At 39.3% G+C, this 21,093-nt stretch carries 3 protein-coding genes and 3 pseudogenes; 3 read left to right on the forward strand and 3 right to left on the reverse strand.

The genetic code is table 11. From position 1 onward, the window contains the following. Positions 1-19 precede the first annotated feature (19 nt). From LNTAR_RS10160 to LNTAR_RS10170, 3 genes and pseudogenes are all read right to left on the reverse strand, one after another. A complete protein-coding gene (locus LNTAR_RS10160; protein WP_007277098.1) occupies positions 20-1,186 on the reverse strand; it encodes an IS256 family transposase in 1,167 nt (388 codons plus the stop codon). 184 nt (positions 1,187-1,370) lie between these two features. Continuing rightward, positions 1,371-1,910 (reverse strand): annotated as a pseudogene (locus LNTAR_RS10165) (ISNCY-like element ISLar6 family transposase); the annotation flags it as partial. A gap of 130 nt (positions 1,911-2,040) precedes the next feature. Further along, a pseudogene (locus LNTAR_RS10170) lies at positions 2,041-2,217 on the reverse strand (IS1380 family transposase); the annotation flags it as partial. A gap of 295 nt (positions 2,218-2,512) precedes the next feature. Here LNTAR_RS10170 and LNTAR_RS10175 point away from each other — a divergent pair. From LNTAR_RS10175 to LNTAR_RS10185, 3 genes and pseudogenes are all read left to right on the forward strand, one after another. Then, positions 2,513-3,751: an IS4 family transposase gene (locus LNTAR_RS10175; protein WP_007278610.1), complete on the forward strand. Its 1,239-nt coding sequence runs from the start codon at positions 2,513-2,515 to the stop codon at positions 3,749-3,751. 411 nt (positions 3,752-4,162) lie between these two features. Beyond that, a pseudogene (locus tag LNTAR_RS26610) lies at positions 4,163-5,564 on the forward strand (transposase). A 552-nt stretch (positions 5,565-6,116) separates the two neighbouring features. Beyond that, positions 6,117-21,089: a hypothetical protein gene (locus LNTAR_RS10185; RefSeq protein ID WP_007278613.1), complete on the forward strand. Its 14,973-nt coding sequence runs from the start codon at positions 6,117-6,119 to the stop codon at positions 21,087-21,089. Positions 21,090-21,093 lie beyond the last annotated feature (4 nt).

Raw genomic sequence — 21,093 nt, forward strand, 5'->3', positions numbered from 1 at the left:
TGGTGTTGACCAATTTTAGTTAAACAGATAGATAAACTCTTTTTGTAGCTATCCAGGTTTCATCTAATTCCATAAGAATAGCGGATGCTAATCTAAGAAGTGAAGCTTCATTTGGGAATATAGATACGGTTCTAGTTCGCCTGAGAATTTCTCGATTCTGTCTTTCAACCATATTGGTCGTTCTCAGTTTTGTCCAACAAGAACGCTCGAGATCGAATACAGAAAAGCCTTCAGGAAGTGCAGATTCCATCCATTCAGATAAATGTGAAGCCTTTTCTTCATACTTTAAGCAAGTAAGCTTTAAAAGCCTTTCAGCCTCAAGCTTTGAAGGTGCATTAAAGATATCTCTAATATCTTGAGCTACTTCTGAGCGCATAGCTTTCTTAGGGACATAAGCACCAGCATTTTGCTGTAAGTGAAATTGACATCTCTGCCATGGGATAGAACCAAATACAGTCTTTAACGCTGCTTTTAGGCCCGAATGACTATCACTGGTAATCATCTTGAGGCCATGGAGTCCTCGAGCATTCAATGACAGAAAAAAGTTCCTCCAATGAACTTCCGCTTCACTTAAAGAAACACTTGTTCCGAGGACTGAACGTTTTCCTGATTCATCTATTCCATAGGCAATAAGTAAAGCACAATCTCGAACAGTCTTATCTACTCTAACCTTCTCGTATCTCGCATCCACCAAAAGATAAGAATATTTACCTAAAGGACGGTTGCGCCACTTTTCTAAACTCTCATCTAGCTCAGTTACCACACGGGATACCTGTGATTTACTTACAGATAGACCACACATTTTCTCTAAAAGTTTAGTCACCTTTCTAGTCGATGTCCCCTGAATATAACTCTCTGCCATAGCTGTCATTAAAGCTCGTTCACTTCGCAAGCCTTTCTCCAAAGAACTTGGATAAAAATCAATTTCACCTCTGACTTGAGGGATATTAAGCTTCATTGCTCCAAGTCGAGTGTTTACAGTTTTATTTTTATAGCCATTAGCATAACCCAAGCGACTTTCATTACGTTCATATGGATCAGCTTCAAGAGAATTACTTCTCTCCACTTTCATCGCTTCATTTAATAAAACTCTCATCGCTTCAAGCATTCCGCTTTCGCCGTTTTCTGTAACTTGTTGGATCATTTCTAATAAGACGCTACTGTTTTCTTGTGTAGAGTGGTGCATAATAATTCCTTGTGGGTTGTTTTGGTACAACACCACTCTGCATCTTCTTTACCCCGAGTTACAAACAACTTCCTCAATTTCGCTCCGACGAGAAAGTTCCCATTCTCGCGAAGTCTCGGAAGCTATTCATAACTCTTAAAGTAGAGCAATAGCAGAATTTACAGAAAATTTGGGACACTACCCTAAGGTTCTTTAGTAGTTGACTATCGACAGGCCATGCTGAATCGGCCTTAATGGCTGTGGAATCAATAATCACTGCTGAAAAATCATCTAGTCCACACTCCTTAACGCATTTCAAAATAGTTTGATGAAAAAGCTTAAGCGTATGCTCAGAAAGAGCAACAATTTGTTCATGGATCGTATTTCGTGAAGGGAAACTTCCTATGCCCAAACGCCCAATAAACTGTTGCAAGGAACTATTCTCACATAACATACTATAGCCTCGTTCACCGTAACAATTATCATAAAAGTGACGGGCAATAAACAGAGCCACCACCAGTTTCGCTGGTGGATTATTTCGTGTGTTACTATTTTTAAAATCGCGATTTCTAGCGGCCGCTCTATCTTTACTCAGCTGAAGTTGATCAACTTCAATCGACTTTTTGATTGCTTCAAATTCAGGGAGAAGTATGATTTGTCCCGCAATCTTCAGAGGACCGCTTAAAATCCCAACAGTTTGCTGTAGTTCCTCAATGAAATATTCGGGAGAAAGAGTATCGTTTATCATGAATTCCGCCTGCTATTTGTTTTTGTAAGAGACTACAATATAGCATTTTAGGCGGGGTTTTTTATTGACATACGGATATTTAAGCTATTTTTTAATAGTCCTCGAGAGCTACCTGTCGGAGTGCATCCAGCAAACCTATTTGTGACTTAAAGATATCTATATCCTGAAAGGTATGATTTGCTTTATGCTCTGTATTGAATGTTTGATCTATTTCACTTTGATGGAGTACTTGACCGGCGAGATATATTCCACCAAAACTGTGAAGAGAATCATTGCCAGTAGCGAGTTTAAATGCTTTATTCATGAAGAAACCTGTTGGGTGATTTTGGTGTGGTAACTTAAATTACTGTAAACCAACAGGTTTTCTTGTTTTTACGGTGTTTTTTCAGAAACAGCTCACGGATTCAGGTTAAAGACTAAGTAGTGCTCATTAGTAGCGTGGAAGCATAAAGTTTACTAAGAAATAAACGAAAGACAATAAGCGGTATGATTAGTGAATAATTGTCACAGTCATCCCATAAGAAATTATAATTTGGACTAACTGAAAGTAAGTCTGACTTCATTGAGTACTTTAGATTACCACAAATAAAGGAACTACAATGAAGCCAAACAAGAGTAATTTATCGACCTTAAAACAGATCTGCCAATTAATTCCACCTCACATAGTCAATAAACTTGCTAAGAAGCATGGAATAAAGACCCGAAAATTTAGTTCGTGGAGTCACGTCGTAAGTTTATTATATACTCAGCTCTCTCATGCTTTAAGTTTAAATGATGTATGTGATGGTTTACATTATCACTCCAGTGCATTATTTCAGATTAGAGGTGCGACAGCACCCAAAAGAAACACTTTCTCTAATGCCAACCGAACACGGGATGCAGCAATGGCGGAAGATTTGTTTTGGGAAGTTTTAAATTCACTGCAGTCTCAACTTCCTAGCTTTGGTTTAGATAAACAGAATTCAAACTTCCCAAAACGTTTCAAAAGAGCCGTATATGCGGTTGATTCTACGACAATTCAGTTAGTAGCGCATTGTTTGAACTGGGCTAAACATCGTCGCCGCAAAGCTGCGGCTAAATGTCATATGCAATTAAACCTTCAGACCTTTTTACCTTCCTATGCAATTGTTAAAGAAGCTAATACTCACGATTCAACAGAAGCCAAGGAGATGTGTGCTACTATTAAAGACGGTGAAATCGTTGTGTTCGATAAAGCTTATGTCGATTTCAAACACCTTTATCATCTTGATATCCGGGGAGTCAATTGGGTGACCCGTTCTAAAGACAATATGACTTATGATATAATCGAGGAACGATCCTCTAAAAGTAATATTATATCAGATCAACTCATTAAACTGAATGGTGTGAATACCGAAAAACATTATCCCAAAATACTCCGTTTGGTTGCCGCTAATGTTGAGATTGATGGAAAAATGAAGGTCCTGAAATTTCTAAGCAATAATTTACAGTGGGCACCAAGCTCTATCGCTTCTATTTATCAATCGCGATGGGGCATTGAAGTTTTTTTTAAGCAATTAAAACAAAACTTGAAGTTAGCTGATTTTTTAGGACATAACAAAAATGCAATTCAATGGCAAGTTTGGACTGCTCTGCTTACCTATGTTTTACTAAGGTTTCTAGCTTTCAGATCTCAATGGCCACATTCCTTCTCAAGAATTACGACTTTAATACGGGGAGTGTTATGGAGCTATTTCGATTTGTCTTCACTTTTAAAAACTTGTGGGACAGCCAGTGATCCGCCAAAGATCAAAGCCGTTCCAGATCAAGCGTATCTACCAAACTTTGATAAGGCATTCTATGGGACAGCATGTGTTTGATTAAGTCCAGTTTTAATTAAAACCGTCAAACCCCTTCAACGAAAATAATAGCTAACACGCACAAACATTAAGCGATATGAGCTAATTCAGAAATTTATGGGATGATTGTGAATAATTGTCTAAGATCTTAGCTACTAGTGTAGAGTGTCTGATGATAAACAAGCTGTTTTCGTGGTAATTTAAGATATGATTGATCACGATCGCTGCAGAATATTAATTTCCTGCTGACTCTATTACCTCTAACTATATATACATGAATTAAGATAATTTAAGTGTTGGTTTTTAGGCTTATATATGAATTTTTTAACGAGTAATGAACTAGCAGCCTGTCGGACTTATCCTGACTCGAGAAGTGAAATTAGAGGAAGCTGGAGTATTTTGAATAAATGCTAATTCAAGTAGGTTTATTTTATGTCATCCCGGTTCAAATACTTTGATAGAAATACTCCTTTGTTACTACCTCCAAGTCTGAATGACTGGATACCCGAAGATCATATAGTCCACTTTATAATTGATGCAGTGGACCTTGTGCCAGTCGATAAATTCAAGACAAATCCAACAGGCAGTGGTTCCGATCAATTCCATCCTCACTTAATGCTTTCAATATTGATCTATTGTTATGCAACGGGTCGTTTTTCCTCACGAGAAATAGAATGCGCTACTTATTCAGATCTAGCCGTGCGCTACATAGCAGCAGATTTACATCCCGATCATGATACTATCTGTAAATTTCGCAGAGAAAATGGAGTCGCTTTCAAAGAAGCATTTATTCAAGTTTTAGAATTAGCTTCGGAATTAAAAGTTCTTAAGAAATTGGGTGGAGTAAGCGTAGATGGCACAAAGATTAAGGCCAATGCAAGTAAGCATTCGGCCGTGTCGTATAAGAAATCAGGTGAGTTACTTGAGTTGCTTAGCGCAGAAGTTGATGCGTTAACTCAAAAAGCTGAACAGGCCGACTCTAAACCACTTGAAGAAGGCTTGAGCATACCAGAAGAAATCACTCGACGCGAAACCCGTATAGCTAAACTCAAAGATGCGAGAAAAATCATCGAAGAGCGTCATTCCGAAAGATGAAAGCAAAGCAAGAAGAGTATGAACAGAAACAAAAACACGACAAACTATTCGTGATAACGCGGAAAACCTCGTGGACGTGAACCCAAGCCTCCTCAAGATATACCTGACGATAAAGCGCAGTAAATTTCACGATGAAGAAGTCGTATATGAAGACATCTTCATCAGTTTCAGCATGCTATACGCTCAAGCGGCGGTAGATATTGAAGGTAGCATGTTGATTCTCGGTGCCTATGTAACAAATGATCCCAATGACAAACTACAGCTTGATCCAGCCTTGAATAGCATAGATTCCTCCATCAGAGAAGTCAGTGAACTCTTGGCTGATAGTGGTTATTACTCCGAGGGAGCTGTTACAAAAATCGAAAGCGATGAAACCCAAAACACTGAAGTTTATTGTGATGTAGAACGTACGCCTCACGGGCGAACAGTCGCAGACTTAGAAAAGAGAGATGACCTAGAATACTCACCTCAAGGTTTAACTCCAAAAGAAGCTATGCGCCAAAAGCTTCAAACTACACGAGGGAGAGAATGTTATAAGCTGCGTAAACAAACAGTGGAACCAGCCTTTGGTATAATTAAAGAAGTGCTCGGGTTCAGGCAATTTTTCCTGCGAGGTATTGAAAAAGTTAACCTCGAGTGGGACTTACTCAGCATCGCTTATAACCTCAAAAGAATATTTAAACTCACAAAAGGCAATGGCCTGTCGCCGTTCGATAAAAAATTCTTTATTGGAGCCTAAAAAGGCTCTCAGGCACTCTTTTTTATACAGATAAGGTGATTTCTACTCGCTAATTACTTGGTGCTCTGTAAAGACGACTAAACTCATCATTACATGTACATGTTGACGTGATTTGATCGGCTTGATACGCAATATATCTTTTCAGAAGTCCGACAGGCTGCTAGGCGTAAAAATTGTCAAATTGCTTTTATTAACTAACTAGGGGATTTGTGTCTATACAGTATTCAAAGGGCATTTATAATACTGTTTTTGTTAAAATTACGACATTAATATACAGAAATGTATTTAATATTAGTCGATTTTAAATGTTTGTTTTAAGTTCAAATGGAGGTTTTAAGTGAAGAAAAAAAACTATTTCAAAAAAAAATCGGTTTTTATATTAAATTTTAATTAAAAATAATTTCTTTGCAGATGAGGTACATTTTTTATATAAAATAATAAAGAAATAGCAAGTTTTTTAGCTCTTAGGCTTGGATAAAACAATTGACAAGGGTTTCTAGCTTAGTAATTTAATGTGTTTATAATATTTAAATTAATTTAGGAACCTAGCACATGGCCGAAGATAATAGAATAGTGACCACAGTTGAAGATGTAACTGTCGCAGCTGGAGATAACGCTGTAATTACCGTAAAAGTTGATTCTTTTGACAAAGATATCGTAACAGCTGAGCTTAATGATGATTTGAAAATCACTGGCGATAGTTTTTCTGGTACTATTACTACTAATGAAGGTCTGGACTCCGTAGACGTCACTGGGCAGCAGTTTTCAGGTGAAATAACTACTGGAGCATCCTCTGATAACATAGAGTTAAGGGGTAATAATTTTTCGGGCCAAGTTGATACAGGTTCTGGCGATGACTTTGTTGTGGCTTCGGGTTCGGTTTTTACTAAAGACGCTACTATCGATACTGGCGAAGGTGAAGACTTTGTTCATATTAAGGGAGCAGATATCAATGGTACGATAAATACTGGCGATGATGACGATATACTACAAATTGACGGTGCTAGAAGCTATGCCTACTTTGATACAGGTGATGGTGACGATACAGTAGATGTTCGCGGTGACTTCTTTTCTGGTTCAATTTATACAGGTGACGGCAACGATTCCGTGAATGTGCTCTCGCAGTCTACGTCATTCTTCGGGACATTAATGACGGGTACTGGCGATGACGATATTGTTATATTTGGTAGCAACTTCAGTGGTGATATTGATGGCGGTCTTGGTTCAGATACGCTTGAGATTGAAGGTACCCTTAAAGGTGGTGTTAGGATTACTGATGTTGAAAAGGTGGACTTCGATTCCGAAAAGATCCAAAAGATTTTCGATGGTTATGTTGAACAGGGCGAAATGTCTCCTGAAGAGGCACAAGTGGCGCTTGAAGCGGCGCAAGCAAATCTAGAAGAACAAAACGACGCTCTCGATGCTATTCAGGGTGAGTTAGATGTGGCTATTTCACAAAATGACCAAACGGCTCAGCTTGAACTTATGCAGTCCTACGATGCTCAGTTGCTCGTCGTTGAAGAGGCTCAATTAACTTTAGATCTTGCAGAGAAAGATTACAATATTACAAATCGCAAAATTGATGGTGTGGACGTACTGCTCGCTGTCGATGGTGGTGATGTTCGTGGTAGTAAAGGTGATGATGTATTCCGTTTTGTTGGTGATGGTGCGCCTGAATCGGTCAAGCTTGATTATGGTAATGACTTGCTTATTCTTGCGGGCGGTGTTGAAGAAAATATAGAGATAGATGGTGGTTGGGGTTTTGACTCTGTTCATCTAGTAAGTGGTGATGTGCTCGGCAATATCTCTTTAAGCAACGTTGAAGAGTTAATTTTAGTTGATGAAGATGGCTTTAACAAAACAATTGATGTTAGTAACTCTGCTGGTATTGAAATATTTACCGGTTCAGCAGATGATAAATTTACCGTTGTTGGTGATGACGTAACGATCAATTCGGGTAATGGCAATGACACGATCATTGTATCAGATAATTTTTCAGGTGAGGTCTATGTTGGAAGTGGAGAGGATAAAATTATCGTTGGAGATAATTTCTCAGGCACCATATATGCGGGTGACGGTAATGATCAGATTATTGTAGGAGACAACTTTACTGGAACTATCGAAGGTGGTTCTGGGAATAATACCTTGGTCGTTGGTGAAGGCTTCGAAGGTTCAACCACTGGTTTTACACAAATTGGTGTGGGTATAGACGGCGATACAACAATTGACAATAAGGATGATGTTAACTTTATTGCTGGTGGATTCGGTGAAGAATCACTTACGCTTACTTCAGCTTTCACAGGAACTGTCGCTGAAATTGAAACTTTAATTCTTGCAGACGGCACTATTAATGAGCTTATCAGCTTTGATGAACATTTAACGAGTATTCAAGGCGGTGCAGGTAATGAATTCTTAACGTTTGGTCTTGAGTACATTCACTCCATTAGTCAGTTGGAAGGTATTGGTTTAGCGAAGAATGGTGTCTATGACATTGATAATGACGAAGCTCTAAATGATATTCAAGGTGAGTCTGGTACTGAAAAAATCACCTTAACAAGTGCATTTGATGGTCGAGTTACTGATCTTGAAGAAATTGTTCTCGGTGCGGATACGATTAATAGAATTAATGATATTAGTGGTGATTTAGACAAGATTAGTGGTACTGAGGCAGGCGATGAGACTGTACGTATAGAAAACGATTTTGATGGTACGATTGAATTTGTCGAAACTGTTATTGTTGCGAATGGCTCGACAGTTCTTATTAATAATGACGAGTACCTTACGCGCATTGAAGGTACAGAAATTGGTGATGAAACAGTTGAATTGGCCAATGACTTCAGTAACGATATTTACGTTACAAATATCGAAAATTTTAAAATTAACGGAGTTAATCAGGATGGTGACGAACCAATTCCAGATGATGAAGACGAAGACGATGATGATGACACACCAGTTATTATCGTCGATGATGAACTCGAAACTTTAGAAGGTTCTGATGATGTTGACGTTATTCACCTCGAATCAGAATCTCAGGTGAATGCGCAGTTAAAAGGTGGCGATGATATCTTGACAGGCGATGATAGTATTGCGGCTATTATCGATATGGGCGGTGACGATGATACAGTTAGACTTGGCGATGATTTTCAAGGTGAAATTCAAGGTGGTGACGGTAATGATATCATCGAAGTAGGCGAGAATGCTTCGGGTCTATTAGAAGGTGGTGCAGGCGATGATGTTTACATTATCGGAGATGGTTTTACTGGCACAATCATTGATACAGAAGGTAATAACACTCTTATCATCGAAGGTGAGCTAGGTGAAGGAGCTCAGATTAATCCTGGTCCAGACGAGGATAGTACAGATGACGATATCAACCTCGACGATTTTGATTCCACTATTATAAATAATGAAATTGTCGTTGGCGCAGGTCAAACAATTACGACACCAGAAACGATTAATCAAGTTATCTCAATTACAGGAGCGGCGGCGGCTCCAGAGGAAGAAACTGTTATCTTGACAAACGCTAATCTTGTCGCAGAAGATGAGAGTTCAGCAGCAGTAGTTAGCGAACTAGAAAATTTGACACTTGCAGCTAGTTCTGACAATAATATCGATGCAACAGGCTTGAAAGAATTAACTCTTGGTGAGAGTTCAAATACTGAAATTATTACGGATAGTTTAGAGACTATCGTAATGGGCAATAACTCAAGTGTTACGATTACCGATAAAAATGATACGCTTACAACAGTAGTTGGTAGTACTGGCAACGACTCAATTGACCTCACAGGTAATACTGAGCTTACTATCGATTTAGGTTCTGGTAATGATATTATTCGTGTCGATAACGAAGCCGACAACGATCTTGATAATGATGGTATTAAAGATGCCGAAGACGCGGATATGGACGGAGACGGCATTGATGATGATGGTCTAGATAAGTTTGGAGATGTGATCACAGATATTGATGATAATCCAGTTGGAGCAGATGCAGATGTTGGAAATGGCCTTGTTGATTACAGTGTTCAATATACAGGTGTACTGCGTGGTGGAGATGGTGAAGATACACTCATCGTTGATGATGCAGGTTCACAGTTAAACTTTGATCATACAAATTTTGAAGTTTTTGGTTTATTTGGCACGTCTGAAGATGGTTTCCGTTTTGATAATCTCGATAGCGTTGTAAAAATTTTTGGTTCAGATGATGATTTCGAGACCTTTATTCTCAATGACAATTATAATGGGGTGTTAGAGGGTATTGATAAAGTTATTTTTGAAGGTAACGAAAGAACATACACGATTGATCAGGATGAGGCTTTACTCGAAGTAGAAGGTATTGACGGCCGTTTTGGTCTTGAAGATGATTTAACTCTTCGCAACAACTTTGGTAATGACGATACAAATACTGAAGAGATTGATAATTGGGGCGAAGTTTCAAATATTGAGTTTGTGAGTTTACTTGGTGAAGAAAACTACCTTGTTCACGATGCCGATATGGAGTACTTAGCGGGTACAGGTTCAAATGAAGTAACCTTAAAATATGAATATGTGGGTGTTATCAAAGACATTGCGACCCTTAACCTAGAAACAAGTGGTTCGTTACTCAGAACTTGGGGTGGAGCCATTTCGGAAATTAATGCTACTTCAGCTGATGATGAAACAGTTGGTTTGTATGACGCTTCTGCCTTAGGTGATTCTGGAATGTCTATTAAGATGACGAACATGGAAAACCTTTACATTGAAGGTGCTTTCTTTATTGAAAATGATTCTTTCCTAACAAACATCGATAGCTTTAGCAATGGTTATGAGTTTGGTTTGTCAGATGTTTATGATTATGCAGATTACGATTTCTTTGTAGGGGAAAAGTCGGGTATTACTCTTCTCAATGAGTATATTGGGCGAGCAGGTACATTAGGCTCATTGCACTTAGCTAATGATTCAACACTTAATATTGTAGAAAATATTAACATTACAGAGATTACAGGTAATGGTGCTAATGCGAGTGATTCATCGACTTTTACTGGTGTGACATTATTAAATGATCATGAAAACTACAGAGACGATGTAATCTTTACAGAAATCAATAATCTAGATGTTCTTGCTTTTAGTGAAGTTCTTTTACCAAAATTTGTTTATAACTTTGACTCTAATGAAGCTGAAACTGTAATCAATAAAGAAATTTTAGACACCGATGCTTATATAGCTGCACTTGTATTTGAAGGTGCAAATTTAGATGAAACGGATCCACGTTATTTTGATAATGTCCTTTATGAAGAAAGCTTAGAAGATATGGTTCAGTCAGTGTTGGATGCGAATTTCGGCCTTTACAATGCTGCGGATAAACCCTTGCACGTCAACCGTGATGACTTTGCTTCTGATGAAGACTACTTCTCTGCATTGGCTGTTCAGTATGGAAATGGAATAGGAATAGATGATCCTGCAAGTACTGCGATGACTGCTGAGCAATACTGGGATGCTGTAGATGCGGATCCAAGCTTGACAGAAGATTATAATACGGTTCTTGATTCAGCTAGTACTGATTATATCGATTACGACTTATACCTTGATGATATGGAAGATGAGGTGACTAATGCCGGTGGTACACTTCCAGCTTATGAAGATTATATTGATCCCGATGCCTACATTGAAGCCTTACAAGATGCTATTTTAGATAAGTTTGGCGTGGCTACAGATAATCTCTACCTCAAATCCGCTTCTGACCTAGGTTTAGATTTAAGTATTGAAGCAGACCAGGATGCTTATATTGCAGAACTTGAAAATGATTTGTTAAATTACGGTACGCGTCACGTTTTCAAGCACGATGGTTCACTAGAATTTATTCATGGTGATAACCACAATGACTTTGTCATGATTGATTATGGAGATGCCGCAATCGCCATCAATGAAATTGATCTCATGAATAATGAGTTTGATCCGGGCTATCCAGAAAATGACCGTTTAGTATTAAAGTCTGGTGGTCTGGATTCACAAAGTTTAATCAAGAATGCTGAGGATATTTATCTCGATATTGAAGGTGAAGTAGATTTTGCTGCTTTTCAACATGACTACAACACTAGTCCAGACGCACTGACTTATGATGGTTTTAATGAGTGGTCGGTTTATGATGTTGATCCTGCTGATGTTAATGGCATTATTAAGATTGATGGTGGTAAAGGGCTTGAAATTGATGTTTTTGAAAATGGCTCAGATGTAGATGAATTAGTCAATCTTATCACAGGTGTTCACAATGTGTTCAGTGATGGTATTGATGACTTCTTCTACAATTGGGAACACAATGTAGTTTTCCAGGTACAAGACTCAGGTATTGGTGAAGGTTTTACCAATGATGGAGATCCAGATAATTATGTTTTTGTAGCCGATGGCAATGTCGTAATCGACATGAATGATCCGAATCAGTACTACTTATTTGAAGATATATTTACAGGTGACTTAGAGTACACATTCTATAGCTGGGATGATGGTGTAGACAATGATCATGTCGCTAAAGTTTATGGTACTACTAACAACGATACATTCACAATTGGAGAGGATGGCGAAGGTCTAAATGCATCTCTATTTGATGTCGAGCAAATTAACCTTGGGGCTGGTTCTAGCAATATTCTCTCTTTGCGTGATGCGGCTAATAATGTAGGTAACGACGTTTTTGTAGACTATCAGCTTTCCAACGGTGGTAGTCATCTCGCAGAAACAGTCAAATTACATTTCAATGAAGCTGGTCAAAACTTATTTGTTGATCTTGGTAATGCTAATAATGTTGTGACAGTTGGCGGAGGTGTTAAGGGTTTCGCAACTATCACTACTGGTGAAGATGCCGATACATTTAATGTGGGTGCAAATACAAATGGCTTTATCACTATTAATGCTGGCAATGGTAATGATACCGTTAACGGGCCAGATAAAAACAAAAGCTTTATGGGTGAAGTTAACTTAGAAGCTGGCGACGATACATTTAATGGTGCTGCAATGGATAATGCAGATGTGGAAATTGATGGCGGTGCTGGCAATGACAGTATCACTGTAGATGACGGACATATTGGTGAGATTCGTGGTGGCTTAGATAATGACACAATTACAGCCGACGATTTACACGTAGGTGACATTTACGGTGATGAAGGTAATGATAACATTACAGTAGATGACTTTAACTCAGGTGATCTCTATGGCGGTACGGGTAGCGACTCCTTCTCTGTAGGTACTTCAAATACAGGAGATATTGATGGTGGCGAAGGTGATGACACTATCGAAATTGGAGCTCTTTTAAATTCTGATGAATTTGGGGTCGCTGGAGCAACAACAGTAACTGTAGATGGCGGAGTTGGTAACGATACAGTGACCATTAAAGCAGGAGCCAAAAATGTTTCGCTTGAACTTGGTACAGGTAATGACTCAGCGGAAATTACAGGTGATTTTGATGGTGTGATTGATGGCGGTGCAGGAGATGACAGCATCAGTTCCACGGGAGATGTAACTGCAGCTGTAAGTCTAGGTGAAGGTGCGGATAGCTTTACAGCACAAAACCTCAATGGGGATCTTCTTGCAAGTACTGGCGATGATACAATTAATGTTGTCGACACCATTACAGGAAATGTTTATTTAGGAGCTGACAATGATAGCCTAACAGTGAATGATATGTTTGGTGACATCGAAGCAGAATCGGGTGATGATACAATCTTGATTAAGGGTGTAGCCAACTCAAATATTGATCTGGGTGTAGGTGCCAATAAATTAGATATTAAAGACATCAGTTCAGGCACGATTGATGCTGGTGGTGATCTGGATACAGTTACTTTAGTATCTCACACTGGTGACATCGATCTAAGTAATGGAGCCAATGTTCTTAAAGCTGATGCTATTACGGGCGAAATTAATCTTGGTAAAGACGCCGATACAGTAACTGTAACTAGTATTACAGGCAATGTTGCTTTAGGTGCCGGTGCCAATAAACTTACAGTGGACACGATTACGGGTAACATAAGTGCTGGTGGCGATGCCGATACAGTAAATGCTGATACTATTACTGGTGCAGTTAATCTTGGCAGTGGTGATAACGTTCTCAATGCCGAAACTGTAACTGGATTAGTAAGTACAGGGGCAAATGCCGATAAAATTACGATTAATACAAGTGCTGGAGACATTTCTACTGGAGGCGGTGTTGATACAGTAAGTATCGATGGTACTTACAGTGCAACTGTTGATGGTGGTGCCGCAGGTAAAGATGAAGACGGCAATGATCTCCAAGACTCAATCACTTTCAAAGGTGATATTGATGGTGCTACAGTCACTGGATTTGAAAAAGTTACTGTCACAACGGATGATATATTTACATTAGAAGGTTCAGATATCCAAGAACTCATTGGTACAAACACTGAAGTTCAAACTGCTAGCATAACTAATAATTTTGACGCATCTGTTTCAAATATAGAAGAGTTAAATTTAGCTGGAACCGTTAATACTGTAGCTGTAGATAATAAAATAACTAATATTACCACTAATGCTGACGTGGCTGGCGATAAGTTAAGCCTGTCAGGATCTTCAAATGGATTAACTGTCGAGACTTTAGTTGGTGATGACAGGATTTACGCAGGTGAAAAATTCAATGGTCTGATTGATGGCGGTGATGATTTCGATACCGTAGTCCTTACGGATAATTTTGAGAGTGGTAGTATTCAAAATATAGAAAAAGTACAGTTAGAAGCAGGTGTCCAAGAAGCTCAATTTACGGCAGTTGGAGTTCAAGAAATTGCTGGTAGAGAAGAAACTGAAGGCGAAGGCGAAGACGCTAAAGAAGTTACGGAGTCCGTTATTATCACAGATGGTGATTTAACGGCAGAGATCGAAGATATTGAAGAACTCACATTAGCGGATGGTTCTGATAATACTCTGGATATTGATAATGATCTCATTAAAGTGACTTCAGGTACAGGTGATGAAAGCTTAACTCTTGAAGGTACGGCACATACAGGTCTTGAGATTGACCTTGGTTCTGGTACAGATGAATTATCAGTTGACATTAATAACGCTGACTTGACGACTAAAGGTGTTGACCTCTTAAACATCAGTGCAGGTAATACGGTGACAATTTCAGATGAAGGAACTATTTCCTCAGTTACTGGTACTGACCTAGATAGCGAAGAACTCGTGATTAGTGGGAATGGCGATTTAGTTATTGATGAACTCGAATCAATAACAGTTGGAAATAGTGCCACAATTACCGATGATATAACGGACACTGATTTAGCTGAAATCACTTTAGCTTCAGATATCGATGTAACTGTGATTAATGCAGGTTCGTTAACTACTATAGCTGGTGATGCAGAAGGAACTGAGTCACTTGCCCTCGAAGGCAATGGTGATATCAACGATCTTAGCAATATTGAAAGTTTAAGTATCGATACTGCAGCAAACATAGCAGCTGATGATCAGTTAGAGACATTAATCTTAAATGATATTGCAGCTGGTATAACAACTGTAACAAATGCAAGTGCTTTAACAACTGTTGTTGGTGGTGCAACTGATGAGGTATTGGAGATTGAAGGCAATACTGCAGATGCTGAGATTACTATAAGCGACCTACATAACCTTACAGTTGAAAATAGTGCAACATTAAGTGATAATGACCAGTTGAATTCATTAACAATTGGCCAATCTAGTAATGTTATTGTAGAAAACGCTTCGAACCTTCAAAATATTTCAGGTAATTCTTTTGGCGATGAATCAGTAACGGTTCAAAGTCATAATGCGGATATTAACGTAGATGAATTGGAAGCATTGACTTTACTCGGCGGTTTGTACGGTGTAACAAATACGGTTACAGATGTATCGACCATTAGTACGCTAGAGACTTTGACTTTAGGTCGTGATGCTCAAATTACTTTATCTGGAGCTGCAGCTATTAATGCGATTACTGGTGACAATGGCGTTGGTACAGAATCTGTGATATTGGATACTGAAGTAAGCGATATTGCTGTTTCTGAACTCGAAGAACTCACAATTGTAGGTAACGGAACGACCTTACTTACAATAACTGACGAAGAAAATAACAGTAATCTAGAACGTGTTGCTATCAATGCTACAGTTGCCTTAGCCGCACTGACAATTGATAATGCTGGCGACTTAATGGCGATTGAGGGTGACCTTATGGGTCTCGACGGGCACACGGTGACTCTCTCTGGTAATAATGAGCAGCAAATTTCTATATCCGATGTTATAGATTTAACTGTTGACTCTGCAGGAGATAGTTCAGATATTTTAGATACAACTGATATTCTTGAAAACTTAACAATAGCTGGCGCCGGTGAGTCTGTGACTATAACAGACGCTAATTCACTGAGCCTTGTTACAGGTGCTGGTGGGGCTGAAGAAGTAACTGTGAATGTCGCAGATTCAGGTGTTCTCAATGTCGATCAAATTGAAACAGTAAATATCATTGGTAACACCATTACGGAAATTGTAGATGCAAGTGCAGATCTTTTATCAGTAAGCGGTGACGCATCAGTTCAGTTATTAACAGTTAGCAATAATGCAGTACTCAATACTTCTGGTATTGAAACACTTACAATTACTAATGACGGTTCTATTGTCGATGATGGATCTCTGGAAACACTCAATTATGGCGCTGATGGCTTAGACATTAATTTAAGTGGAGCTTCAGCTTTAACTTTAGTAAACGCTTTTGATGGTATAGAAATTGATCAATTAACTGTAGATGAATCCCTGACAAATGTTGAAGTTCATGACTTAGAGAGGTTAACTCTATCTGAGAATTCAGTGAATAGCATCATTGCACAAGATGATGATGGACTTGGTGAAACAGCCCTGACAGATATTAATACTACTGGTGCCGGCGATGAAACTTTAACTTTAACAGAAATTGGTGCACTCGTTTATAACAACTTGGACATTGATCTTGGCGATGGTGAAGATACGCTCAATTTACAAGTGTCAGAATACACGGGTACAGTGAGCGGTGCAGAAACTATTACTTTCTCAGTTGCAATGACAGCAAATATCTTAAGTGATGCAACGGTGAGTGGTGATATTGGTGGAGTTATTGACCTTAGTACTTGGACTGAAGATGAAAATAATGACTATATCGATGGTACAGAGCACATATTTACACGCGGAGATGTAACTCTGACACTTCTCGTCGATCCAAATAGTACGGGAAATAGTTACGATCCATCTGACCAAACTTACACTTTCTCTGTGGGTACCAGTATAACTATGGATGGTGTGATTACTGGAATGACTGTAGTGGAAGATCAACTCGTTATCAGTGATGGTCAGAGAATATCTGTAGAAATGCTCGATGGTGACGATATTATCACTGGTGGTGATGGCATTGCGGATTATGTCGATGGCGACGCCGATACGGATCTGGATGCTGGTGATGGAGAAGGTCCGGAAGTTGGTTCTGATCCTCTTAACTTTGTTCCCATTGTTGCAACAGGTATTGATTTAGGAGCTGGTGATGACAGCCTTGAGCTCGGTAATGATGTAACTGTGACTATTGCGGGTGGCGCAGGTGAGGATACAATTACACTCGGTGAGAACTACGCAGGTAATATTGATGCAGGTTCAGAAGATGATATTGTCACACTCGGAACAGGTGTGGTGATCGATCCAGGGGTAAGCGAACTAGACGGTGGTGCTGGTGATAATGATATCCTTATCTCAATAGATGACGTATCAGCCTTTGTCGGCGTTGGCTTAGGTATTGAAAACTTTGAAGGCGTTGTTTCTGGTGACACAATTACGATTACATCAACTGACGCAGCCTTTAGCTTAACAGTTCCAGAAGGTTTTGATAGTATTGGAGAAATTACAGGTACTGGAATTGCTAACGGTGAAGTTATTTTTGAGAGTGGTGATGTCTTCAGTATTGCTGGTGCAACGGTTGATGAACTCAATCACCTTGTTCTTGCTGAAGGTTCATTTAATCAATTCACCTCCACAAACCTTAAAGAATTAACTATGGGAATCAATTCTGAAGCTGAAGTTGAATCCACGGGTTTAGATACAGTAACACTCGCCAATGGTGCGAATATTACATTAGTTGATACTGATTCAGTAGGTCCCAATGACATTACCGTCGTAAGTGCGATTGGTGACGAAACTTTAGATCTTACGGGTTTTGATACTGGTGATATTAACTTAGGTGAAGGCGATGATAGCTTGCGTATCGATAATGCCGCCGATGACGACATCGATGATGATGGTATTCTTGATGGTGTTGACCCTGAGCCTGATGGCGGTATAGGACTAACAGAAACATCAACAGCCTATACAGGTGATATTAACGGCGGTATTGGTGTAGATACACTGATTGTTGATCAGTATGCTTCTATTGCAGGAGCTGGAGATTTTGCAACTGGCTTTGCTTTTAATTACGTTGGTATTGAACGCATCGGTCTCTTTGGTGAAGATCTTTGGGACCATGATAGTGATGGTGATGAAACAACCATTACTTATCTCTTCCAAAATGATGATTCAGTAATTGAGCTCTTTTCGGATGATAATTTCCAAACCATTATTTTTGATGATAACTTTAATGGTTCACTCTCTGGTATTGAGGCGGTAGAGTACGAACGAATTCTCGATAGTACTTACACTTTAGATGCTGATACGGATCTTGTTTCTGTGACGGGGCAAGCTGATGGTGTGAATATCGGTTTTGAAGATGACTTGACACTTATTAACAACTTTGGTAGTAGGGATGAGATTACAGGTGATATTTCATCTGGTACATTAACTGATATCGAAATACTTACCTTGAACGGGGATGTGAATTACATTGCCTTTGACGATCAACTTGAATGGATTTTTGGCAATGGTGCTTCCTATGTAGAGTTTGCCCAGCAATATGTGGGTACAATTCGCGACGTTGGAACGGTAAAACTTCAAGATGATTCAGTACTGACAACTTGGGGTGGTGGACTCGAACTAATCGAAGGCTCTGATGCCGAAGACGAAACCGTGAGCCTTTATAATGATCCAAACTTACAGTCAGTGACAGATTCTATTACGATTACTGATTTTGAGAACCTTAATATTGATGGCGATTACGTTATTACTAATGATGAATTCCTCACAACGATTGTTGGTATTATGCCAGATCTACGTTTTGATGCTGAATTTACTGCGGGTCAATATGCAGCCAAAGACCTCGACCCACTTGTCGCCCTTGACAGTAATTTAACCTTAACAAATCAGTATATTGGATCAATTAGCGATATTACGTCACTTGGCTTAGCTGCAAATACAACAAATATCATTACCAATGATAATATTGCGACTATTTCTGGCGGTGGTGGCGGTGGTGAATCGGCCATCAGTAAATTGACGCTCCAAAATGAATATGAAGGTTCTTTAAATAACTTTGAGAACATCAACTTAGGAACAGGTGTTACTGATGGTTCAGGCGATGCTTGGTCTAAAAAGGAAGACAGATTTAATCACGATGACTCGGCTGAGCAGATCAATGGTGATGAAGGTGTCGATTTCGTTTATATTAACTTTAATGATGATATGACCACAGAAGTGATTGACTTGCGCGGTGAGGGGCAATTTACTGAAGATACCTATAATCTAGATGGCTCAGTGGCTACCTTTAATAATAATTATACAGAGGATGTTTTAGTTATTAGTGCCGATAGTGTTTCTCAAACCTCACAAATTAGAAATGTTGAGAACCTCTACCTTGGCGAAATGACTCAGGAAGTAAGCCTGGATCCTATTCAACATGACAATGGTACTGACTCAGGGCTCAATGATGCCGATGATGTTGGTAACGATGGCTTGGTTACAACATTTGCAGATGCTTTAACTGCTAGTTTAGTTGGTGGTGTTATTAGAGATGGTAGTGACCGTGCCGAAGTTGAAGCTCTAGGGCTCGGTGTGGGTACTTCTCCTGATTATGTATTCATTGCTGGTGGTGAAGGTGTTGAAGTCGATGTGACTAATAATGACCGTTTGTTAAATACGGACCATTTAACCGCCAACTTAAATGATGGTTTTGATGATATGATCTTTGATGCTGAAACGGGCTTAGTGATGATTCTTCAAGATGCAGGTATTGGTGAGAATATTGATCCTAATGGGGATTATAACTTCCAAGCAGATGGTTGGGAAGTGGTTGACTTCGCTAAAGAAGGCGCTGGAGGCGGATCTCTCAGATGGGACGCTAATGGTGTTATTATTAATGGTGGAGCATCAAGTGAAACAATTAATTTAGGTGGTCAAAATCAGGTAGATGCTTGGAGTAATGACTCTGTGGCAAAAGTCTTTGGTACAGCAGCTGGAGCAGAGACAATGATTTTTGATAATGATTTGTCAGGTGGTCAGCACGTTGATTTTAATGGCTCAATTTGGGACGTCGAAAACATTCAGCTTGATAACGGCTCCGATAATACAGTGTCTTTCCGTGAGATTGATGGTATTTTTGGTGGCATAGTTAACGTTTCTGTCGAAGGTCTTGGTCTTCCGCAAGACCCAGCGGATGAAATTCTCACATTAAGTACGGTGGAAAACCTAGCTGTCACTTATAATATTGACTTAAGCGGTGGTGTGCCAGCTAACAATGATGATGCAGATACACTCGATGTCGGTGGTAACGCCTTGATATTTGGGACTATCACTTTAGGTGGAGGTGATGACATCTTTACTGCTAATGGTGATGGTACGGTACAAACTAATGATGACATCAATGGCCTCGGTATCGACATTAATGCAGATGAAGGTAATGATACCGTCTTTGTTGGCCAGGGCTACACTGGTACTGCTGATGGTGGTACAAGTGCAGATGACTTTGATACGATTATTATTGGTAATGGTGGTGCGCCCACAATTCAAAACTTTGAACGTGTTGAGTTGTTACGCGATACTGCACTCACCAATTTAACGGCTACAGGTGTCGAAGAAATGGTTGGTACAGCTACAGGTGATGAATCAGTATCTTTTGCTGGAGCAGCTAACGATATGCTTATTATTGATATTGAAGCTCTGACATTGGCTACAGGCACAAGTAACAGTCTGACAGTGGATGGTGCTTTGACTACAATTACTGGCCAAGCTGGAAATGAAAGCCTTGAACTCTTAGGTACGACTAATGAAAACCTTGCAATTGATTTAGCGGGTGGTGCGAATGATTCACTTACTATAGATCTAGGTGTTTTTGAAGGGACAATTACAGGAGTTGAAAACCTTGTTGTTGAAGAAGGTTCTTCAATGACCGGAACCATATCTGATGATGTTAGCTCTATTTTATTAAAAGAAGGAGTTAGCTTTGATGCCAATGCAATATTAGATGGTGCGAATGTAAATATTGATGGTGCGGAGGGTTCGAGTATTGACTTGGAAGGTTGGACTGAGACAGGTACTAATGATTATGAGGATGCTGTTGCAGATACCTTTACTTTGGGTGCTAGCACAATCACAGTTGATCCCAATGCAGGTTTAGATATTACATTCTCTGGCGGGACATTGACCTTCGCTGGTATTACAGTTTAATTTA

This window comes from Lentisphaera araneosa HTCC2155 (assembly GCF_000170755.1).
Taxonomy (GTDB): domain Bacteria; phylum Verrucomicrobiota; class Lentisphaeria; order Lentisphaerales; family Lentisphaeraceae; genus Lentisphaera; species Lentisphaera araneosa.

Excerpts from the sequence above, each read along its gene's own strand:
- LNTAR_RS10160 (WP_007277098.1), bottom strand. The coding sequence starts at position 1,186 with ATGCACCACTCTACACAAGAAAACAGTAGCGTCTTATTAGAAATGATC.
- LNTAR_RS10175 (WP_007278610.1), top strand. The coding sequence starts at position 2,513 with ATGAAGCCAAACAAGAGTAATTTATCGACCTTAAAACAGATCTGCCAA.
- LNTAR_RS10185 (WP_007278613.1), top strand. The coding sequence starts at position 6,117 with ATGGCCGAAGATAATAGAATAGTGACCACAGTTGAAGATGTAACTGTC.